The following is a 21,811-nucleotide window of genomic DNA, read 5'->3' as shown; positions in this document are numbered from 1 at the left end:
TTAAGCTGATATCGATACCAGATATCAAAATACATTTTGGAGGGATACATAATGGCAGAACGCATGGTAGGAAAACAAGCTCCGCGCTTTGAAATGGATGCTGTAATGGCTAACAAAGAATTCGGTAAAGTAAGTCTTGAAGAAAACATGAAAAACGACAAATGGACAGTATTATTCTTTTATCCAATGGATTTCACGTTTGTATGTCCAACTGAAATTACATCAATGTCTGACCGCGCTGACGAGTTCGAAGACCTTGATGCTGAGGTTATCGGCGTTTCAACAGATACAATTCATACTCACTTGGCTTGGATCAACACAGACCGCAAAGAAAACGGTCTTGGCGATTTGAAATTCCCGCTTGCAGCTGATACAAACCACGTTGTATCACGCGAGTACGGCGTGTTAATCGAAGAAGAAGGTGTTGCTCTTCGCGGACTATATATCATCAATCCAGACGGTGAGCTTCAGTATGCTGTTGTAAACCACAACAACATCGGCCGCGATGTAGATGAAACACTTCGTGTGCTTCAAGCATTGCAAACTGGCGGACTTTGCCCGGCTAACTGGAAGCCAGGACAAGCAACTCTATAAGTTTTAAAAGAAAAAGAAGGTCTAACTCTCGGTTAGGCCTTTTTTAAGAGATAAGAAAGTATAAAATTTTGGCGCTTTGATGGCGAACGGCCAGAACGGATCCGAAAGAATTGGCAAAAAGCGCCTTTTCTGTCGGATCCTTACCTGTCTTCCTGCGCTAAACGGGCGCTAGAGCTTTTCTTAAACAAGTATTGGAGGGTTCACAATGAAATTACGCGAACAAATGCCGGAGTTAAACGGTGCAGCGGAATGGCTGAACGGCCAGCAGACAAAAGAAGATTTAATTGGTGAAAAACCAACACTCATTCATTTTTGGTCTGTAAGCTGCCATCTCTGCAAGGAAGCAATGCCTCAGGTTAATGAATTCAGAGATCAGTACAAAGACAAACTGAACGTGGTTGCCGTTCACATGCCTAGATCAGAGGACGATCTTAATTTAGAGGACATTAAAAAAACAGCAGCAGAGCATGACATCACACAGCCGATATTCGTTGACAGCGAACACAAGCTGACAGATGCATTTGATAATCAATATGTGCCTGCGTACTATGTATTTGATAAAACTGGAGCTCTTCGTCATTTCCAGGCAGGCGGAAGCGGCATGAAAATGCTTGAAAAGCGCGTAAACCGCGTATTGGCTGAAACAGAAAACGCAGCAGAATAAGCGAAGAGTGCCCCGGATAATGGGGCGCTTTTTTTGATAGGCTCTGTTCATAAACTTTGTTGCTTTTAGACTAGATGTTTAAAACCATTAGTGGATTGCAGCGGAAAGGAACGGACAACATTAATAATCAAAAACAACAACAATCGATGCGAAAACATCCTATTGATAATTATTAATGAGTTCGAACTGAACTGGTTAATTAAGATTGTGCTTGAAATAAAGCGATTTAAAAACTTTCTCTAAAGTATTCGACAAAAAGTCGGCTAAAACATGCCCAAAAGTTGATTTCCTTCTTCAAACAATGTATAATAAAAAAGTTAGTTCATAATATAAATACCCTTCTACCAAGAAATAATAGAGTTTCACATTCAATTATCCTTATTGGATAATCTAGTTTTTCAAGTTCAAATCCTTTGATTTTTGTTAGCTCAATTCAAGCTGGCGCGGTCATCGGAGCCGCAAGGACGAGAGAGAGGTAGGGCTTTCGTTGCTTTGTGTTCACAGTTAAATAAATGAATGACCAATAAATATTGTCAGACTATCAGTCAAATCTTTTTAAGATGAATTCATATGGGGTTTAGCATTCACATGTTATAAAGACTATCTATTCCTCTATTGATACTCTTTATAATATGTGAATATTTTATTTACCATGTTGTAAATAGTAGGACATATTAAAAAATTTTTGGAGGTTTTCTCATGCAAGCAACTGGAAAAGTAAAATGGTTTAATTCAGAAAAAGGCTTTGGATTTATCGAAGTTGAAGGCGGAAACGATGTATTCGTTCACTTCAGCGCGATCACTGGCGAGGGGTACAAAACGTTAGAAGAGGGCCAAGAAGTTGAATTCAACATCGTTGAAGGCAACCGCGGACCTCAAGCAGAGAACGTTGTAAAATTATAATGAACTAAAAAGCTGCCTGATGGCAGCTTTTTTTATTTTCTCCGGAGAAAATGTAATCGTTTACTATTTTATATCCCTTAAAAACTCATTGACACCGCTATTTCAATCCTGTATCTTGTTCAAGTATGTGTTTAAAATATAGGAGGTTCATCATGAACAATCAGAATGTACAACAAGTAAAAATGACAACCGCAGATCCTTCAGCGCTTGGACTTTTTGGACTTGCAATGGTTACACTCGTTGCTTCTTCGCAAAAGCTTGGGTTAACAGAGGGTCTTTCATTTATTTTACCGTGGGCGATTTTTTTAGGGGGATTTGCTCAGCTGTTTGCCTGCATCAATGATGCAAAGCACAACAACACGTTCGGAACGACTGCTTTTGGTGCATTTGGCCTTTTTTGGCTTGGTGTCGGAGGTTCTTGGCTTATTCAATTAGGTGTATTCGGAGAAGAGCTTGCAGGAAGCGTTGATCCAAAACAGCTTGGCTTTGCTTTTGCAGGCTATTTAATCTTCAGCTTATTCATGACAGTTGGTGCCATGGAAACGCATAAAGTATTATTTTTTATTTTCGTCCTTATTGATTTTTTATTTATCGGACTTTCTTTAAGTTCTTTCGGCATCATGCACGAAGCGACGCATATGCTTGCGGCGGTTTCTGAAATGCTGATTGCTCTCTTATCGTTCTACGGTTCAGCGGCAGCAGTGCTGAATGCACATTTTGGACGTGTTTTTCTGCCGATCGGAAAACCTTTTGGCATTTTTAAAAAGTAATGAAACGGCTCCTTTTTTGAAAAAGGGGCCTTCGTTTTGTTTTTCAGTGAAAAGTGGTATACGATAGGGAAGAATCTAATACATAGGAGAGATAGCATGAATTCATTTTCAGTAGAATTTCATAAAGAAGATCAAACAGATGCAATGACCGTTCAAAAACTGAACGAGGAAGATTTCCACCTTGTAACAGAAGGCGGTACGCGCCATTTGTTCGAGCTTGATACTAACGTCGGCTTCTTCATTTTCTTTGACGGGGAAGATAAAGACGGAAAAGAGTGGTACCTCGTTCTTCATTATGAAGAAGAACAGGAAGATCCAAGTGCATGTTATTCATTTGAGCTGAAGGATTTCTATCAATTTACGGCTCTTTATTTAAATGATCTGGAATTTAATGAAGAAACGAACGAAGAGGAAGAAGCACACGGACCGATCCATCATCTGGCGCATCTTCTGTTTCATATCGTGGAAGAAGGCAAAAAAATAGAAGCATAAAAAAGCGCAAGCGCCCGATTAGCGCAGGCAGACAGATAAGGATCCGTCAGAAACGGCTCTTTTTGCCAATACTTTCGGATCCGTTCTGGCCGAGGAGTTGGGCGATGGAGCTAGACATCAAAGCACTTTCTTATCTCATAAAAAAAGAGCAGGCTAACCGCCTGCTCTTTCTTAATTTTCTTCTGAATAATGCCCCTGGCAAAATTCTTTGATCATGGCCTCTTCTTCTTCATCAAGCTCGAAATCAAGAAATGTGTTTGTTTCTTTTTCCATGAGGTGATAAACGGAGATTCTTCCGCCGCTGTCATCGACTAAGTATATAACCTTTAACAGCAGGCCCTTCTCTGTATATAATTCATCGTCTTCATCCACATCAAGCTCCAGAAAGAATTCGTAACGATCTCCTGATAGAATGCCGAATGGATCATGCAATTTTTCAACCGTGAAGGCTGCAATATTCAATATGTATCATTCCAATCTCTCAATTTAATTCAATTGTCTCTTCCTTATCCTAACGAAAAAAAGGAGATAACACAAATTTTACACAAAAATGTTACTTAATCTCACATAGAATGGCTCCTTTTTTACATAGTGCAAGAGAAATGAAAGAAACCTTTTAACAATTTGTACAATGTAAACGGAGGGAATTGAAAGTAAAATAGATACAAAGTTTGAATTTTTAATATTTAGAATATTTTTATTTATTTTGCAGAATTGTCCTAAGGAGGCTGTCGCATGTCAGACAAAGTAGTGATTGGATTAATTCAGGCCAGCAATGATGTGGATGGAAATGAGGCTGTCGAAGTTCACAAAGAAAAAGCAATTGAAAAACATATTAAGCTTGTGAAAGAAGCAAGCGACCGGGGTGCACAGATTGTTTGTCTCCAGGAAATCTTTTATGGCCCGTACTTTTGTACGGAACAGAACACGAAATGGTACGATGCAGCAGAAGAAATTCCAAATGGACCGACTACTAAACGGTTTCAGGAGCTGGCACGTGAACTGGGCATCGTCATTGTCCTGCCCATTTATGAACGGGAAGGAATTGCTACTTATTATAATACAGCTGCTGTCATTGATGCAGATGGATCATACTTAGGGAAATACAGAAAACATCATATTCCGCATGTAGGAGTGGGCAAAGAAGGAGGCGGTTTCTGGGAGAAGTTTTACTTTAAACCGGGGAATCTCGGCTATCCTGTTTTTGACACATCTTTTGCGAAAATTGGGGTCTATATCTGTTATGACCGCCATTTCCCGGAAGGTGCAAGGCTCCTAGGTTTAAATGGGGCTGAAATTGTCTTTAACCCTTCAGCTACAGTAGCGGGTCTTTCAGAGTATTTATGGAAGCTTGAACAGCCGGCACATGCCGTTGCAAATGGCTATTACATTGGAGCCATCAACCGTGTTGGTTACGAAGGGCCTTGGAACATGGGTGAATTTTACGGACAATCCTATCTTGCGGATCCAAGAGGGCGCTTTGTGGCCGAAGGAAGCCGTGACAGGGACGAGGTCGTTATCGGTGAGATGGATAAAAAATTAATCCGCGAAGTCCGGGATACGTGGCAGTTTTATCGTGACAGACGTCCGGAAACGTATCAGGAAATGACGGCTTTGCTGCCTTAATCGCTTGAAAAGGAGGTTTTTATCTTGACTAGGGAAATTTCTTTAACAGATTTAGAGAGGAATTTTATGGAGGTAGAGCAGGCCCTGTCAAACAGGGAAGCGTTCGAGGAAGCCAACAGATGTTTATATTGCTACGACGCCCCTTGTATTCAGGCTTGTCCGACTGGTATTGATATCCCCTCTTTTATTAAGAAAATTGCTTCTGGAAATCTGAAGGGATCCGCTAAAACCATTATGACAGCCAATCCTGTGGGAGCAAGCTGTTCCCGTGTTTGCCCGACAGAGGAGCTGTGTGAAGGAGCATGTGTCCTTAATTCATCTACTAAGCCGATCATGATAGGAAATCTGCAGCGCTATGCCACCGACTGGGCGATTCATAATGAACAAGTCCTGTTTAAAGCAGGTGAAAAGAATGGGAAGACTGTAGCCATTGTTGGCGGAGGTCCTGCAGGATTATCAGCTGCAAGGGAGCTTGCTCTGCTGGGTTATACCGTAACGATTTTTGAAGCGGAACGATATGCCGGCGGTTTAAATACGTATGGCATCGTCTCCTTCAGGCTGCCGCAATCCATTTCTTTTTGGGAAGTTGAGCAAGTGAAAAACCTTGATGTTGAAATCAGGACGAATACACGGGTAGGAAAAGATGTCATGGCTTCTGAATTAATAGAGAATTATGATGCCGTTGTTCTTGCTGTCGGTATGTCATCTGTTCCCAAGCTTGGCATTGAAGGCGAAGATGCAGATGGAGTATTTGATGCAATTGATTTTGTGAAAGAGACAAAAACGGCAAAAACGATGGACCTCATAGGGAAGAAGGCCGTTGTTATAGGAGCCGGAAATACGGCAATCGATGCGGCTACTTGCTCCGTCAGACTTGGTGCAGAGGATGTAAGCATTCTTTACCGCAGAACTCAGGCGGAAATGACTGCCTACGACTTTGAATATGAATTCGCCAAACAGGACGGCGTAGCATTCAAATGGCTTACTGCCCCAAAACGGATTGTTACAAATGAGGATAATAGAGTAATAGGAATTGAATGCTTCAAAATGGAGCTTTCTGCAGGGATTGATGGGCAGCGCCCTCGTCCTGTTCCGGTGCAGGGCTCTGAGTTTATCATCGAAACCGATGCTGTCATCCGTGCAATCGGTCAATCCAGATACATTCATTTAATTGAGCAATTCGGCGTCGAACACTCAGATGGGGTAGTGCGTATTTCAGAGAAATCGTACCAAACCTCAAATGAGAAAATCTTTGCCTGCGGAGATGTGATATTCGGCAAGGGCCAGGGAGATGCGATGGTCGTATCAGCTGCGCAGCAAGGAAAGCTGACAGCTTATGAGATTCATAAAAAGATATCTTTTGAAGAACTGAAGCTTGCCTGATTTACACTCGATTTGAACGGATCCGCCTCTATGCTAAACTGGCGGTTCCGCATTTCCAGTTGATAAGCTTCACCGCCCAGCTCCTCGGCCAGAACGGGTCAGCAAGCATTGGCAAAAAGCGCCTTCACTGGCTGATCCTTATCTGTCTGCCTGCGATAAACGGGCGATTCCGCATTTCTTATAGGGAGGTACAAACATGGCTGATTTAAGAATTGATTTTGCAGGGATAAAGTCACCGAATCCTTTTTGGCTTGCATCCGCCCCTCCGACAAACTCCGGCTATCAGGTTCAAAGGGCGTTTGAAGCAGGCTGGGGAGGGGCTGTATGGAAGACGCTCGGAGATCCGATATTAAATGTCTCTTCCCGATTTGCCGCCGTCAGTTTTAATGGGCAGCGTGTAGCGGGTTTTAATAATATTGAATTGATTACAGACCGTCCGCTTGAGGTGAATTTAAAGGAAATTTACGAAACGAAAAAAAGATTTCCGAACCATGCGATCATTGCGTCGCTGATGGTAGAACCGAAGCAGGAGAAATGGCATGAAATCGTAAAACGGGTGGAGGATGTCGGAGTAGATGGCCTTGAGCTTAATTTCGGCTGTCCCCACGGCATGGCAGAGCGCGGCATGGGAGCGGCTTCCGGTCAAGTGCCGGACCTGGTTGAGAGGCAAACTTACTGGGCTAAAGAAGCGGCGAAAACACCTGTCATTGTCAAACTCACTCCAAACATTACCGATATTACGGTAACAGCTGAGGCAGCCGTTGCGGGCGGAGCGGATGCCATCTCCATGATCAATACGATAAACAGCCTCGCCGGCGTTGACATTGATACCTGGAATACCATTCCCCATGTAGCTGGAAAAGGAGCTCACGGGGGCTACTGCGGTCCCGCCGTTAAGCCGATTGCGTTAAACATGGTAGCGGAATGTGCAAGGAATCCGCGCATCAATGTGCCGATTTCAGGCATCGGCGGCATCTCAAACTGGAAGGATACCGTCGAATTCATGCTGATGGGGGCAATGGGCGTCCAGGTATGTACAGCCGCCATGCATCACGGATTCCGAATTGTTGAAGATATGATTGAAGGCCTGTCCAATTATTTAGATGACAAAGGTTTAACCTCCGTTATGGATCTGGTCGGCAAGTCTGTTCCGAGATATTCAGACTGGGGAGAGCTTGATTTAAATTATAAAGTTGTCGCGAAAATTAATACAGATGTGTGCATCAACTGCAATAAATGCCATATTGCCTGTGAAGATACTTCCCATCAGTGCATTGACATGCTGAAGGATGCAAGCGGCCAGTCCTATTTAAAAGTGCGTGAAGAAGATTGTGTCGGCTGCAACCTTTGTTCAATTGTATGTCCGGTAGATGGAGCCATCGATATGGTCGAGCTTGCTAATGAACTGCCTCCGATGACATGGAATGAAAGGCAGTCGGTGATTGGAGCACTTGGAACTTCAAGTGCAGACTTTGTGAAGTAAAGGGAGGGCACGGACTAATGAAAAAAATAATAAAAAACGGCATAATTGTAACAGCTTCAGATACGTATAAAGCAGATATTTTAGTAGATGGGGAACAAATTGCAGCGATTGGCTGCGATTTGCCTGAAGAAGGTGCGGAAATCGTTGATGCAAAGGGCTTCTACGTATTTCCCGGCGGAATAGATCCGCATACACACCTTGATATGCCATTTGGAGGTACCGTGACAAAAGACGACTTTGAGAGCGGAACAATGGCTGCAGCCTTTGGAGGAACAACTACGGTTATTGATTTTTGTCTAACTGAAAAAGGGAAACCACTTAAGGATGCCATTCAGACTTGGCATGAAAAATCCAAAGATAAAGCCGTAATTGATTACAGTTTCCACTTAATGATTTCTGAAATAAATGATGATGTACTTGGAGAGCTTCCAGCTGTCATTAATGAAGAGGGCATTTCTTCATTTAAAGTCTTTATGGCCTACAAAAATGTTTTTCAGGCGGACGATGAAACATTATTCCGGACGCTTTTAACGGCTAAAGAACTTGGCGGTCTTGTCATGGTCCATGCTGAAAATGGAGATGTCATTGATTATCTGACAAAAAAAGCACTTGCTGAAGGAAAGACAGATCCCATTTATCATGCGTTAACACGCCCTCCTGAAGTTGAAGGCGAAGCAACTGGAAGAGCGGCTCAATTAACGGGGCTTGCGGGCTCACAGCTGTATGTTGTGCACGTTTCATGTGCAGACGCTGTTGAAAAAATTGCTGAAGCGCGAAGCAAGGGCTTTGATGTTTGGGGAGAAACATGTCCTCAGTATTTGGTCCTTGATCAAACATATTTAGAAAAGGCTGATTTTGAAGGGGCAAAATATGTCTGGTCACCTCCTCTCCGAGATAAAAAGCATCAGGATGTATTGTGGAATGCGTTAAAAACAGGAGTGCTGCAGACTATCGGATCTGATCAATGCTCGTTTGATTTTAAAGGACAGAAGGATTTGGGAAAAGGTGATTTCACAAAAATTCCAAATGGCGGCCCTATTATTGAAGATCGTCTAAGCATTCTCTTTTCAGAAGGCGTGAGCAAAGGAAGAATCTCTTTAAACCAATTTGTTGATATGACTAGCACAAAGACAGCAAAACTATTCGGCCTCTATCCTAAAAAAGGAACAATTGCAGTCGGCTCTGATGCGGATCTAGTCCTTTTCGATCCATCTGCAGAACGGACGATTTCTGCTGAAACTCACCACATGGCGGTTGATTATAACGCATTTGAGGGTCTGCAAGTAACAGGAGAACCTGTTTCCGTTTTATCAAGAGGTGAATTTGTCGTAAAGGATAAGCAATTTGCCGGCCGGGCAGGCAGAGGCAGCTATCAGAAGAGAGCTAAATACGGAGAGCTGCTTGACGAGAGCAAAAGCGCACCGATTTCGATCTGAATAGAACCGAAGAGATAACCATTTGGAAGGGGAAATGCGAAAGTGGCTAAAAATTATCTGAAGTCTCCTGATTTGCTGCCGATTCCTCATCATAAGAAAAACATTGGTTCGCTTGGCTTTGCTTTAATCTGGGTTGGGATGGCCGTTGTGCTTGCTGCATTTGCCATCGGCGGATCAGGTGTTCAGAGTCTTCCATTAGGATGGGTGATTGCTGCAACAATAATTGGTTCAATTGCCCTTGGACTAATAATGACGTTAACAGGGGATATTGGTGTTGAACATGGCTTATCCTTCCCTGTTTATATGAGAGCGCCTTTTGGAACAGTCGGGACGCACATCCCTTCCGTCGTACGCGGTTTTGTAGCTTCTTGCTGGTTTGGTGTAAATACATTCTTTGGCGCCAGTGCCATGAACGCCATTCTTGCTACTTTATTCGGTTTTGATAATTGGATTGTCTGTTTCTTTATTTTTGCTCTCTTGCAAGTCGTCAATACAGCACTGGGAATGAAGGCGATTGAACGATTTGCTGATTTAGCGGCACCTGTCATCATCATTATTTCAGGCTGGATGTATTTTACTCTATCAGATCAGGCACTGCAGGAAGGCAGAAACGTGTGGTCATGGGTTGAAAATCCGGCAACTGGAGGAGCGGCATTTACAGCGTTTATGGTTGTCATTATGTCCAACATGGGATTTTGGGGAACCCTCGCTGCGGATATGCCATCCCTATCCCGTTTTGTAAAAGCACCTAAATTGGAAAAGAACTGGTTCAAGCGGAACAAAGGCCAAATTGCGGGCAATTTAATTGCCTATCCAATCGTGCAAACCTTTATGGTCGTGATTGGCGCCGTTTCTTATATCGCTGTAACTAACTATGATCCGGTCGTTGCCCTCCAGCAATCTGCATCTGGCATTATACTTGGTATCTTATTGGTTATGATTGTGCTTGCGCAGTGGTCCACAAATACCTCTGCAAACCTGATTCCTGCAGCAACCATTTTCTCTAACGTGGGAGGGCCGAAGTTTCCTTTTTGGGCGGGAGTAGCAGTTGCAGGTTTTATTGGAATCGTCGTTCAGCCGTGGAGTTTATTTGGAGTCATCATTGGAATTTTATTAATAGTCGGAGGAATCTTATCTGCCATTTGCGGGATTTTAGTAGCTGATTATTATTTAATTCGAAAGCGCAGGGTTAATGTAAAAGACCTCTTTGAATCAGATGGACAATATAAATATATGAAAGGTGTTAATGCTGCAGGCTTTATCGCATGGATCATTGGCGGGGCAGCTGCAGTGGCTGTTCCTTCATACTCATTTATTGTCGGCTTTGCAGTCGGATGCTTTGTCTATTACATTTTAGCGAAATACTGGTGGTTTCAGATTTATGCCCAGGCTGAATTAATAGATCCCGATGATCAAAAGTATCTGGGTATCTCAGTCGGAAATGACTGGACAATCGATTTCGAAGATGAAGCAGTGCCGAATGTTGCCATTGCCCCGGCGCAAACAGAGCAATTATAAGAAGGAGGCTCGTTATGTCTGATTACCAGGAGTATCTGTCTGAAAGAGATAAGATTGATTATTATCTGAGTCAGGGCTACAAAATAACAAGCGTGACTGAAAATTTAAGCGGTGCTTATCTAACATTCAGAAATCACAAGAATCAAAACGACTCAGCTGAAATGCACGTAAAAACGGCGGATGCCAGAAAGTATTTTTCAGCCATGCTGCTGGCTCAAATCCGAAAATGACATAGTTCGACGAAGATAGGGCAGAATTTGTCCTATCTTTTTTGTGAGAAAAACTGACAAACGTATAGTGTTCAAACAGGCCATTCTTTATAATAGACTGTAGCGACATCAAAAAAGGGGTGTGCGGATGAAATCATACATAACGATTGATGAGATTTTAAATCGAAAGCATTTTGCCCAAACAGACGTAATCGCTGGTGCTAAAGGATTGCACCGTCAATTGAAATGGGTTCATATTGTAGAATCGGTTCAAATCAGCAATCTCTTAAATGGCCATGAGCTTATTCTAACAACAGGTCTTGGCTTTAAAGATGATCCCCAACACTTTGTCTCCTTTCTAAGGCAATTGATCGAGAGGCATGCTGCCGGACTGTGCATCGAAATGGGCACACACATTCACACTATTCCGGATGCAGTTACCAAACTTGCAGATCACCACCATTTTCCTATCATTCTGTTTCATCAAGAGGTTCCCTTTGTTGAAATTACTCAAGATGTGCATTCCCTCATCATCAATAAACAATATCAACTTCTCTCAGATTTAGAAAAATATTCGCAGCAGCTGAACAAAATGCTGCTTGAAATTGAAGACTGCCAGCAAATCATGAAATTTCTGCAGGCCTATTTAGAAGTTCAGGTTATTGCTGTATTAAGCGGCAATAAAGCCGATTTTTTCCCAGAGCCAAAGGCAGATGAAAAAGAAGCGATGCTTTTGAAAATAGGGAATAGAGATGAATACAATAAATCCAATATCGCAAGTCAGCCTGTGCAGATTCTTGGAGAAACCTACGCTGAGCTGCTGATTGTCGCCGGCTGCCGCGAACTGAATGAATTTGATCTTCTCATTTTAGACAGAACAGCCAACGCATTTGCCCAGCATATGCTGCGGGATTTATATGTCAAAGAAAAAAAGATGGCAGAAGAGAGCGAGTGGCTGACAAACTGGCTTGAAGGAGAATACACAGATGAAGTCATCAAAGAACAGCTCTCGTTCATTGATCCGAAGCTCCGTTTAAACGGAGGAACAGTCTGCATCTGCAAGCTTTCGCCTGATTCAGGGGGGCAGGCTACAAACGTCGACAGCACTTATTTCAAGCTGCTGTTCAGAACGGTATTTGAGCAATTTGGATTTCACTTGTTTACCGTTGAAGTCCGCCATCATCTTATTTTTATCGTGGGGAACAAACGGAACAAGCAGGATTGGAAAGAGAGGATGGATGGGGCCATCTCAAGAATTCATTCAGGAAACGGTTCCGAACGGATCAGATCCTCATCTATTTCTATTGGAGTCGGGAAGTTTGCCGACAAACTCGGCAGTATTCATTTAAGCTATCAAACAGCTAAAGAAACCCTTGCTCTGCAAGATTCCCTTTCTAAAGAAGGCAAAAGCTATTTTTATCAGGATTTGCATATGTACCGGATGATGTCTTTGTTAAAAAAACATGGCGATCTCGAAGAAACCATTCAAGAATATTTGGCTCCTGTCATAGAATATGACCGAAAATATAACGGGGACATGCTGATTACTTTAAAAACCTATCTGGCATGCAGCGGCTCTAAACAAGAGACTTCCAAAAAATTATTTATCGTCAGGCAGACACTCTACCATCGCATAGAAAAGCTTGAATTGCTCCTTGGCGAAAACTTCATGAACTCAGACAGAAGACTGGCCCTTGAATTTATGCTGATGGCTCACGATTTCATCATGAATACAGAAGGAACCATTCCGCTGCAGCATAAGATCGAATAGCAGGAAAGAGTGCTCTTTTGAAGAGTGCTCTTTTTTTATTAGTTTTTGCTTGAAACGAGGACTTTTCGGGTGAATTGTTATCTTCATATCGGGCCAGAACAAATTCCTCCAATTAATTTGGAAACCCCTCTAAATAATTCTGAAACCACATGAATTAATTCCAAAACCCCTCCAATTAAATTGGAAACCCCATCAATTCGGTATTGACTCCTCGGTCTGAACAGTCGGCTCCGCTTTTCTATTCAAACTGTAGCGTTTTTCCCTCCGTATCTTTTACATAGTGTCTAATGATTGCCGTACCTTTGTGAGAGATAATGAACATAATTAGTAGAATTTCCAGAATATGCGGAGGGATGACAATGACGGTTGCAAATGAAGCAGCAATTAAAAACTTTATCAATGGAAAATGGGTGAGTGCAGCAGGGAATGAAGTACTCGACGTAATGAACCCGGCAACGGGGAAAAAAATCGCAGCTGTACCGATTTCAACTGCCGAAGATGTAGACCAGGCGGCAAAGGCGGCAGCACTGGCATTTAAAACATGGAAGCTGATGCCGGTTCCGAAAAGAGCAAGAATTCTATTTAAATATCATCATTTACTGACAGAAAAACATGCAGAGCTTGCCAAATTAATTGTCTCTGAGAATGGCAAGGCATATAAAGAGGCATATGGCGAGGTTCAAAGAGGGATAGAATGCGTGGAGTTTGCAGCGGGAGCACCAAGCTTAATGATGGGTGAATCCTTATCCGGAATTGCAGAAGAGATGGATTCTGAAATGTTCCGCTACCCGCTTGGCGTTGTCGGCGGAATTACTCCTTTTAACTTTCCGATGATGGTGCCGTTGTGGATGTTCCCTCTTGCGGTTGCATGCGGAAATACATTCGTTTTAAAACCATCTGAGCGGACACCGCTGCTGGCCAATAAGCTTGCTGAGATGTTCACGGAAGCAGGTGCTCCGGACGGTGTTTTGAACATTGTGCATGGAAGTCATGATGTGGTGAACGGGTTACTTGAGCATCCTGATATTAAAGCGATTTCATTCGTAGGATCTCAGCCTGTTGCAAAATATGTGTATGAAAAAGCTGCTGCGAAGGGTAAAAGGGTTCAGGCTCTCTCAGGTGCAAAAAATCATCATGTGGTGATGCCGGATGCAGACTTTGACAAAGCGGCACAGCATATTATCAGCTCTGCATTTGGCAGTGCCGGCCAGCGCTGTATGGCTTGCAGTGCAGTTGTCGTTGTTGGAGACGGGGATCAATTTATGCAGACCTTAAAGCAAAAAGCGGATGACTTAGTGATGGGAAATGGTCTGGACGCGGAAGTGCTTCTGACTCCGGTGATTCGTGATACGCACCTGAATAAGGTCATTGGCTATATTGAAAAAGGCATTGAGGAAGGTGCAGCACTTTTAAGAGACGGAAGACGGGATATGGAAAATCAAACGGAAGGCTATTTTTTGGGCGCAACGATTTTTGACAAGGTTACACCTGAAATGACCATTGCAAAGGATGAAATTTTTGCACCGGTGCTCAGTGTCCTGCGAGCGGAAAATTTAGATGAAGGTCTTGATTATATCCGGAAATCCCGTTATGGAAACGGAGCTACTATCTATACTAAGGATGCTCAGGCCATTCGCACGTTCAGAGAAGAAGCGGATGCAGGAATGCTTGGAATTAATGTAGGGGTGCCGGCGACGATGGCTTTCTTCCCATTTTCGGGTTGGAAGGATTCTTTCTACGGAGATTTACATGTTAACGGCAAAGACGGCGTAAACTTCTATACACGCAAAAAAATGATTACATCCAGATTTGATTTTTAATAGACAAGGAGGATGACTATGCAAAAGAGTACAGATGTAAGAGATGCTCTGCAAAAAGATGAGGCCCATCTCTGGCATTCTATGAAGCCTTTCAATCCAGAGGCGACAATTATAGCAGAGGAAGCAAAGGGCGCATGGATCAGTGATGCAAACGGGAAAAAGTATTTGGACGGCATGGCCGGTTTGTGGTGTGTGAATGCAGGCTACGGAAGAACAGAGCTTGCGGAAGCGGCATACGAGCAGCTGAAAAAACTTGCTTATTTCCCGTTAACACAAAGTCATCTGCCTGCCATTCAGCTTTCAGAAAAGCTGAATGACATGCTTGGCGGAGACTATGTCATCTTTTTCTCAAACAGCGGATCTGAGGCAAATGAAACAGCATTCAAAATTGCCCGCCAATATCATCAGCAAACAGGCAGCCATGAACGCTATAAAATCATTTCAAGGTACAGGGCCTATCATGGCAATACAATGGGATCTTTAGCTGCCACCGGGCAGGCGCAGCGGAAATATAAATACGAGCCGCTTGCACCAGGATTTATACATGTGCCGCCGCCTGACACTTACCGATATCCAGAAGACGAAAATGCAGCCCCGGCTGAGCTGAAATCGGTTCAGGCCATTGACCAGACGATGACATGGGAGCTCAGCGAAACAATTGCCGCGATGATCATGGAACCGATCATAACTGGCGGAGGCATTCTGATGCCGCCTGAGAGTTATATGAAAGGCGTAAAAGAAGTCTGTAAAAAGCATGGGGCTCTGCTCATTGTTGACGAGGTCATCTGCGGCTTTGGCAGAACCGGTAAAGCATTCGGATTTATGAATTACGGAGTGAAGCCTGATATCATAACGATGGCTAAGGGTATTACAAGCGCCTACTTGCCGTTATCCGCTACAGCTGTTAAAAAAGAAATCTATGAAGCATTTAAAGGAACAGAGGAATATGATTATTTCCGCCATGTGAACACGTTTGGAGGAAATCCTGCCGCCTGTGCACTTGCACTCAAAAATATCGAAATCTTTGAAAATGAAAAGCTGTTCGAACGTTCAAACGAGGTTGGAGGCCAAATGAAATCCGAACTCACATCACGGCTCCAGCATAATCGTTATGTTGGAAGTGTAAGAGGGAAAGGTCTCCTGATCGGAATCGAGCTTGTAGAAAGCAAAGTGACGAAAAAACCGCTGGATGCAGGTCTTGTGAATAAAGTAATGGCCGGATGCAAGGAAAAAGGGCTGATTATTGGGAAAAATGGCGCTACTGTAGCAGGCTACAACAACGTCCTTGCCATCTCTCCTCCTCTTAATCTGGAAGAAGAGGACGCCGTGTTTATCGTGGATACTGTTGTTGGGGAGCTGAATGGGATCGCAGAAACGAATTAAATGAAAAAACAGCGCATGGTGGACCGCGCTGTTTTTTCTTGTGGAAAAGAAATGGCTGAGGGTATAATGATTGAAGGATTTATGACAAGGAGATGTTCATCATGAAAACTGAAAAAGAAAAGATGCTGGCCGGAGAACTCTATTTAGCTTGGGACATAGATTTAGTAAGTGAACGTGCCCGCGCCAGAAGATTAACAAGGCTGTTCCACCAGACAATGGAAACGGATGATGATGCGCGTAAAAAAATACTTAAGGAACTGTTTGGAACGACTGGAGAAAACATTTACATAGAACCGACATTCCGCTGTGATTACGGCTCAAACATTCACGTTGGGGAAAACTTCTATGCCAACTTTGACTGTGTGATTCTGGATGTGTGCAAGGTGTCAATCGGCGCCAATTGCATGCTTGCTCCTGGAGTCCACATTTATACAGCCACCCATCCACTAAATGCGGAAGAAAGAAACAGCGGAGCGGAATTCGGAAAACCTGTCACAATCGGCGATAACGTGTGGATTGGCGGCAGAGCGGTCATTAATCCTGGCGTAACAATCGGAAACAATGCAGTCATTGCCTCCGGCGCGGTCGTGACGAAGGACGTTCCTGACAATGTTGTCGTTGGAGGAAATCCAGCAAGAGTCATTAAGCATATTGAGAATTAAAAAAGAGGCCAGCATGGCCTCTTTTGTCCCTTACTCGTAATTAATCTGCCAATGAATGCCGAATTTATCTGTGACTTGTCCATAAAGCTTGCTCCAGAATGTTTCCTGAAGATCCATCACGACTGTGCCGCCATCTTTAAGCTGATTAAAAATAGAAGTCAGATCTTCGATGTTCTTATTTACCAACGCAAGAGTGATATTATTCCCTTCCACAAAAGGCATCCCCGGAAAAGTGTCGGAAAACATGACATTGCTTCCATCAATAGAAAGTCTTGTATGCATGATCAAGTTTTTCGCTTCCTCCGGCAGAGGGTATTCGGGATTTTGCGGTGTTTCGCCGAACGTCATAAATTTAGGTTCTTCAGTCTTGAAAACCTTTGCATAAAACTCGACTGCTTCCCGGCAATTGCCATTGAAATTAAGGTAAACGTCTACTGACATAGTACATAATCACTCCTTGAATAAAAATTTTTTGGTGCTAATATATATCATCTTACCATTTTTTTATCTTTAAAAAAATTGAAAAAAGGAAGGAAGCTAAATAAAATTACCAAAACAACACGTTGTCTTTGTTACAGCATTATGTAGAGAAAAAGGATATTCTGTATTCCTATTAAAATATCCCTATTCATTAGCGTTTTCCTGTCTTTTTCTAATCGTTGTTTTTGGCTTTGAATCCACAGTCTGATCGTTCCAATCATTTAATTTTTTCGCTGATTTATCAGAGTGCTTAGAGTGGTACGTTGTCCCAATATTCAATTGTCCGCTGAGTTCCTTGATTCCGAGCTGGCCAAAATTGCTGCTTAAATCGGCACTGTCGATATTCAAGTTTTCAATCGTTACATTTTCAATAATAATCGATCGGGATTCTGACTGAAAGACGTCTTTTACTTGTTCCTTGGCAAGCTGTTTGACGAGACTGCTTACTTCCTTTTCTAAAAAATCCACTTTTTTCATTAATTTGACCCGTTCATTAAGGGTTTCCTCAATCAGACTTGACAGCAGCTTTTTCTTGAAATAATTAAATAGCATATTATCACACACTTATTTGAAATTGTGATACATGGCAGATTTTATATCTGTTTCACATTCTCTCCAACTTGAATCGGATAGGTAACATAGACAAGGCCATGCTGAAAATGGAGGCTGATCAACTGAGCTTCTGTTGGTTCCGGCAAACGGACGACCCGTTCAAAATCGCCATAGTATCTCAGTTTTTCAACTTCCATTTCGATAGGATAGAGTGCTCTTATTACACCGTTCACAATTAAGTCTACATGGGATTTTAATGAAAACTTCACATCTTCTTTTGCCACTCCCGGCAGTTCAAGCACTACACAAACATGTGTGTCGTTCCTGTAAATATCATAATTGGGTTTGTAGTCATCCGTGTCAAAAAACTGCTCGGGTTTCTGATGATCAAAAATCCGCTGCCAGAAGTCATTATTTTGGTTTTTGTTTGTAAATTCAAGCCGAACCCGAAAGGACGTCCAAAGCCAAACGGTCTTCTCGTATCATTTACATCAATTAATTCCTGCCTGCTAGCCATATGCATATCTCCTTGAAAATTATTAGCAACCTAACCTTCCTACACAGTGGTATCATATGCATATTTGGATGGGATGGGTGGGCGAATGAATCAGGAGCGATTAAATGGGCGGATATCCAGCTGGGAGCTAAAAGCAAAAACAGCATTGAAAAGAAAAAGCAAATCTACTACCTTAAAAATTGGTTAAAAAACCAAGATTGAAACCTAAATATGATACTATAAACCTGAAAATACTCAAGGAGTGATTTGGATGGCAGCAAATAAACGCTTTGAAGTAACTCAGTCACAAGGGACCCTCGATGTAATAAGGGTCATTAAGGATACAGAAACTGGGGTTCAATATCTGCAGACGATCTCCGGCGGCGGGGTGGGAATTACCTTGCTTGTTGATGCCGAAGGAAAGCCATTGCTTGGTAAATGAAATGAAAATCCATCTATCAGAATATAATCCGGATTGGACCATGCAATTCCGCCTGCACGAGGAAAGGCTGAAAAAAGCCCTTAATGATCCCTCCATTAAAATTGAACATATCGGAAGCACCTCGGTTGAAGGTCTTTCAGCCAAGCCGGTCATTGATATTTTAATCGGTGTATCCTCCATTGAAGAGCTGTCTCGAGTAGTAGTTGCTTTAGAAGATTCACCATATATTTATAAAAAGGTTTACAACGATGCACTGCCATTCAGGCGATTTTTTATTGGGGTGAAAAACGAGTACCTGCAGCTTTATCCAACTGTTATTGAAAAAGAAGAAGTAAATATTCCGCATAACCACCGGACAGCACATATACATACAGTGCCAGTCACTCATCAATGGTGGGAGGATCATCTCCTTTTCCGTGATCATCTCCGCGAGCATCCTGAAGATCGCCTGATGTATGAGGCTGTAAAGCAGGATCTTTCAAAGAAAGACTGGAAAACAGGAAATGAGTATGCAGATTCAAAGACGGAATGTGTCTTGCAGATTTTGAATAAAGCAAAACGGAATCACACTAAATAAAGGAAGTGTCAGCATGAACGTTTTAGCCATCTATGGAAGCAGCCGTGAATATGGCAACTCGGAGAAATTAGCAAGCTATCTATTAAAAGATATTAACCATAAAGCCGTGCATCTTCGAGAAATGACAATCAAACCAATTACAGATCAGCGCCATGATATAAATGGATTTCAGCCGGTGGAAGATGATTTTACTGAGCTTATTGAAACTTTTCTAAAAGCAGATTCCGTCGTATTTGTAACCCCGCTCTACTGGTACGGGATGTCTGGTTCTATGAAGGATTTCTTTGATCGCTGGTCACAGGCACTGAGAGATGAACGGATCTCTTTTAAAGAAAATACAAAAGATAAGAAAGCTTATGTAGTTATTGCCGGGGGAGACTCGCCTAAAATTAAGGCACTTCCGCTCATTCAGCAGTTTCAGTACATTTTTGACTTTGTTGGCATGAAATTTGAAGGATATGTAGTAGGCGAAGCAAACGCACCAGGAGATATTGAAAAAGATTCCAAAGCGATTTCTGAAGCAAAGGTCATGAATGACTCGCTGAAACATAAAAATAGATAGTATGTTTTAAAGCATGGATCTTTGATTCCGTGCTTTTTCAGTTATCAGACTTATGACGGAGAAGGCTCATAATAAGGAAGGAGTCTGAATTCATTAATTAGCATTAATTTTATAAAAATTGCGTAAAATGACTAGAAATATATTTCGAAACCCGATATATTAAGTAATACGTTGTAAATATTTTGAAAGCTTAAGAAAAAAAGCAAAGGCCGAAGGAGGGATTTCATTGGAAACATTCAAAAAACTAAGGGCCTTTTATATGCCTTACAAAAATGATTTCTTATGGTCAATGGGTTTTCTGCTGATTATGACAGTCATCACCGTTGTGTATCCGATGGTGCTGCAGTTTACCATTGATGATGTCGTGCTGAAAGAACAGTTTTCACTTGTGCCCTGGATTGCGCTTGGGTTTGTCGGCATCATGACCGTAAAGGGAGTAGCGACTTATTTTCATCAGTATTTAGGGGATATGTTTGGAATTAAATCCGTTTACCGAATGAGAAATGAACTTTATGAAAAACTTCAGCGCCTCCCTTTTCGCTATTATGACAATGCAAAAACTGGAGACTTGATGTCAAGGCTCACAGCGGATGTGGAAGGCTTCCGTTTTTTCCTGTCATTCGGAATTGCGGAGCTGATTCGCTTCATTATTCTGATTGTCATCAGTCTCTGCGTCATGTTTTATTACTCTGTGCCGCTGACATTCGTCACGATTGCAGCTTTGCCGTTCCTCGCTGTTGCCGTCTATCGTTTTGATAAAAGAGTGCACCCTGCATTCAGAGGCATCCGCAAATCATTTGGGAAACTGAATACGAATGTTCAGGAAAATATCAGCGGCATTCATACTGTAAAATCTTTATCCAGAGAAGACTTTGAAATATCAAAGTTTAATTCATCAAACAACGATTACAAACAGAAATATTTAGATACATCGAATGTATGGGCGAAGTATTTTCCGCTTATGGAGTTCATCGGAAATATTTGCGTCGTTGCATTACTTGCTTTCGGCGGATACATGGTCATTAACGGCAGTCTTAAGCCGGGTGAGCTTGTGGCTTTTTACAGCCTTGTCTGGTATATCATGTGGCCGATCATGAACTTGGGATTTGTGATCAACCTGTTTTCTCAGTCCAAAGCTTCAGGCGAGCGGCTGCTCGAAATTTTAGAGGCGGACGAAGAAATCAGTGATGAAGACCGTGATTTGACGGCAGACAAATTATCAGGTCACGTCACATTTAAAAATGTTTCGCTTAAATACAATGAAGAAGATGTTCCCGCTTTAACAAATGTTTCATTTGATGCGCCTCCTGGAAAAACGGTCGGGCTGATTGGGGCTACGGGATCAGGAAAAACAACCGTCACACAATTAATGACGCGTTTTTATGAGCCGACCTCAGGCCAGATTCTGCTGGACGGAAAGGATATTAAAGATCATTCTTTAAAATCCCTGCGAGGAAGCATCGGAGTGGTGCTGCAGGAATCTTTCCTTTTTTCAACGACGATTAAATCAAATATTGCTTATGGAAAACCAAATGCCACGATGGATGAAATCATCGATGCGGCCAAACGCGCTCAGGCACATGAATTTATTATGGAACTTCCTGAAGGGTACGACACTATGCTTGGCGAACGGGGCATGGGTCTGTCAGGGGGACAAAAGCAGAGGATTTCCATTGCACGCGCCATTTGCGTGGATCCGAGCATTCTGATTTTGGATGATTCAACGAGTGCGGTTGATATGGACACAGAGTTCCGTATCCAAAAAGACTTAAAAGCCGTCATGAAGGATCGAACGACGATTATTATCGCTCACCGGATTTCTTCATTAAAACATGCCGATGAAATCATCGTGCTACAGGATGGCGAGGTTGCCGAAAGAGGAACACATGAGCAGCTGCTTCATACAGGCGGCCCTTACAAACGAATTTATGACATTCAATATAAAGACCAAAAAGCTGTTGTACAGTCAAACGCAGGGTAGGTGAAAT

The 21,811-nt window shown here is 42.5% G+C and carries 24 protein-coding genes; 19 read left to right on the top strand and 5 right to left on the bottom strand.

Going from position 1 to position 21,811, the window contains the following annotated elements; genetic code table 11:
* Nucleotides 1-51 precede the first annotated feature (51 nt).
* From E2R53_RS08705 to E2R53_RS08685, 5 genes are all read left to right on the top strand, one after another.
* The gene (locus E2R53_RS08705; protein WP_133311395.1) at nt 52-594 is read left to right on the top strand and encodes a peroxiredoxin; all 543 of its coding nucleotides are present in this window, start codon (nt 52-54) and stop codon (nt 592-594) included.
* A 205-nt stretch (nt 595-799) separates the two neighbouring features.
* A complete protein-coding gene (locus E2R53_RS08700; RefSeq protein WP_133311394.1) occupies nt 800-1,258 on the top strand; it encodes a TlpA disulfide reductase family protein in 459 nt (152 codons plus the stop codon).
* Between the two features lie 699 nt (nt 1,259-1,957).
* The gene (gene cspD / locus E2R53_RS08695; RefSeq protein WP_070878053.1) at nt 1,958-2,161 is read left to right on the top strand and encodes a cold-shock protein CspD; all 204 of its coding nucleotides are present in this window, start codon (nt 1,958-1,960) and stop codon (nt 2,159-2,161) included.
* A gap of 152 nt (nt 2,162-2,313) precedes the next feature.
* Nucleotides 2,314-2,931 (top strand): acetate uptake transporter, encoded by a 618-nt coding sequence (locus E2R53_RS08690; RefSeq protein WP_133311393.1) that lies wholly within the window; start codon nt 2,314-2,316, stop codon nt 2,929-2,931.
* 96 nt (nt 2,932-3,027) lie between these two features.
* Entirely contained in the window at nt 3,028-3,423 is a 396-nt protein-coding gene (locus E2R53_RS08685) for a cytosolic protein (protein ID WP_133311392.1), read from the top strand.
* A 171-nt stretch (nt 3,424-3,594) separates the two neighbouring features.
* Here E2R53_RS08685 and E2R53_RS08680 read toward each other — a convergent pair whose 3' ends face one another.
* Complete coding sequence (locus E2R53_RS08680; RefSeq protein WP_309191351.1) at nt 3,595-3,885, bottom strand: DUF6509 family protein; 291 nt, start codon at nt 3,883-3,885, stop codon at nt 3,595-3,597.
* 273 nt (nt 3,886-4,158) lie between these two features.
* Between E2R53_RS08680 and E2R53_RS08675 the strand changes: the two genes are divergently transcribed.
* The 10 genes from E2R53_RS08675 to E2R53_RS08630 all read left to right on the top strand — a co-directional run bounded on the left by E2R53_RS08675 (nt 4,159) and on the right by E2R53_RS08630 (nt 16,714).
* On the top strand, nt 4,159-5,049 hold the full coding sequence (locus E2R53_RS08675) for a nitrilase-related carbon-nitrogen hydrolase (protein ID WP_133311390.1): 891 nt from the start codon (nt 4,159-4,161) through the stop codon (nt 5,047-5,049).
* A gap of 66 nt (nt 5,050-5,115) precedes the next feature.
* Entirely contained in the window at nt 5,116-6,432 is a 1,317-nt protein-coding gene (locus E2R53_RS08670; RefSeq protein ID WP_133312229.1) for an NAD(P)-dependent oxidoreductase, read from the top strand.
* A 196-nt stretch (nt 6,433-6,628) separates the two neighbouring features.
* The gene (gene preA, locus E2R53_RS08665; protein ID WP_133311389.1) at nt 6,629-7,915 is read left to right on the top strand and encodes an NAD-dependent dihydropyrimidine dehydrogenase subunit PreA; all 1,287 of its coding nucleotides are present in this window, start codon (nt 6,629-6,631) and stop codon (nt 7,913-7,915) included.
* 17 nt (nt 7,916-7,932) lie between these two features.
* Nucleotides 7,933-9,351, top strand: coding sequence for a dihydropyrimidinase (hydA, locus tag E2R53_RS08660; RefSeq protein ID WP_133311388.1), 1,419 nt, complete (start codon nt 7,933-7,935; stop codon nt 9,349-9,351).
* A gap of 42 nt (nt 9,352-9,393) precedes the next feature.
* Nucleotides 9,394-10,869, top strand: coding sequence for an NCS1 family transporter (locus E2R53_RS08655; RefSeq protein WP_133311387.1), 1,476 nt, complete (start codon nt 9,394-9,396; stop codon nt 10,867-10,869).
* A 14-nt stretch (nt 10,870-10,883) separates the two neighbouring features.
* Nucleotides 10,884-11,099, top strand: coding sequence for a hypothetical protein (locus E2R53_RS08650; RefSeq protein WP_133311386.1), 216 nt, complete (start codon nt 10,884-10,886; stop codon nt 11,097-11,099).
* A gap of 127 nt (nt 11,100-11,226) precedes the next feature.
* Nucleotides 11,227-12,849, top strand: coding sequence for a PucR family transcriptional regulator (locus E2R53_RS08645; protein ID WP_133311385.1), 1,623 nt, complete (start codon nt 11,227-11,229; stop codon nt 12,847-12,849).
* 359 nt (nt 12,850-13,208) lie between these two features.
* Complete coding sequence (locus tag E2R53_RS08640) at nt 13,209-14,669, top strand: CoA-acylating methylmalonate-semialdehyde dehydrogenase (RefSeq protein ID WP_133311384.1); 1,461 nt, start codon at nt 13,209-13,211, stop codon at nt 14,667-14,669.
* Between the two features lie 18 nt (nt 14,670-14,687).
* Nucleotides 14,688-16,052, top strand: a complete 1,365-nt coding sequence (locus E2R53_RS08635) for an aspartate aminotransferase family protein (protein WP_133311383.1) — start codon at nt 14,688-14,690, stop codon at nt 16,050-16,052.
* A 101-nt stretch (nt 16,053-16,153) separates the two neighbouring features.
* Nucleotides 16,154-16,714 carry a maltose acetyltransferase domain-containing protein gene (locus E2R53_RS08630; protein WP_133311382.1) on the top strand — a complete coding sequence of 187 codons (561 nt, stop codon included), beginning with the start codon at nt 16,154-16,156 and terminating at the stop codon, nt 16,712-16,714.
* Between the two features lie 30 nt (nt 16,715-16,744).
* Here the strand turns inward: E2R53_RS08630 and E2R53_RS08625 are convergent, their stop codons facing one another.
* The 4 genes from E2R53_RS08625 to E2R53_RS08610 all read right to left on the bottom strand — a co-directional run bounded on the left by E2R53_RS08625 (nt 16,745) and on the right by E2R53_RS08610 (nt 18,263).
* Complete coding sequence (locus E2R53_RS08625) at nt 16,745-17,155, bottom strand: VOC family protein (protein ID WP_133311381.1); 411 nt, start codon at nt 17,153-17,155, stop codon at nt 16,745-16,747.
* A gap of 183 nt (nt 17,156-17,338) precedes the next feature.
* The gene (locus E2R53_RS08620) at nt 17,339-17,746 is read right to left on the bottom strand and encodes a hypothetical protein (RefSeq protein ID WP_133311380.1); all 408 of its coding nucleotides are present in this window, start codon (nt 17,744-17,746) and stop codon (nt 17,339-17,341) included.
* 41 nt (nt 17,747-17,787) lie between these two features.
* Nucleotides 17,788-18,048, bottom strand: coding sequence for an Hsp20/alpha crystallin family protein (locus E2R53_RS08615; protein WP_165970931.1), 261 nt, complete (start codon nt 18,046-18,048; stop codon nt 17,788-17,790).
* Complete coding sequence (locus E2R53_RS08610) at nt 18,048-18,263, bottom strand: hypothetical protein (RefSeq protein ID WP_133311378.1); 216 nt, start codon at nt 18,261-18,263, stop codon at nt 18,048-18,050. The genes E2R53_RS08615 and E2R53_RS08610 overlap by 1 nt, the downstream gene beginning before the upstream one ends.
* Nucleotides 18,264-18,513: 250 nt before the next feature.
* On the opposite strand from E2R53_RS08610, the gene E2R53_RS08605 reads away from it, so the two are divergent.
* From E2R53_RS08605 to E2R53_RS08590, 4 genes are all read left to right on the top strand, one after another.
* Nucleotides 18,514-18,684 (top strand): DUF6440 family protein, encoded by a 171-nt coding sequence (locus E2R53_RS08605; RefSeq protein ID WP_133311377.1) that lies wholly within the window; start codon nt 18,514-18,516, stop codon nt 18,682-18,684.
* Nucleotides 18,674-19,261: a GrpB family protein gene (locus E2R53_RS08600; protein WP_165970930.1), complete on the top strand. Its 588-nt coding sequence runs from the start codon at nt 18,674-18,676 to the stop codon at nt 19,259-19,261. The genes E2R53_RS08605 and E2R53_RS08600 overlap by 11 nt, the downstream gene beginning before the upstream one ends.
* 13 nt (nt 19,262-19,274) lie before the next feature.
* Nucleotides 19,275-19,823 (top strand): flavodoxin family protein, encoded by a 549-nt coding sequence (locus tag E2R53_RS08595; RefSeq protein WP_133311375.1) that lies wholly within the window; start codon nt 19,275-19,277, stop codon nt 19,821-19,823.
* A 226-nt stretch (nt 19,824-20,049) separates the two neighbouring features.
* Nucleotides 20,050-21,804 carry an ABC transporter ATP-binding protein gene (locus E2R53_RS08590; RefSeq protein WP_133311374.1) on the top strand — a complete coding sequence of 585 codons (1,755 nt, stop codon included), beginning with the start codon at nt 20,050-20,052 and terminating at the stop codon, nt 21,802-21,804.
* Nucleotides 21,805-21,811: the final 7 nt, after the last annotated feature.

This window comes from Peribacillus frigoritolerans (assembly GCF_004358755.1).
In the GTDB taxonomy this organism is placed as follows: Bacteria; Bacillota; Bacilli; order Bacillales; family Bacillaceae; genus Bacillus_P.
This window is presented reverse-complemented; position numbering and strand designations above follow the sequence as displayed.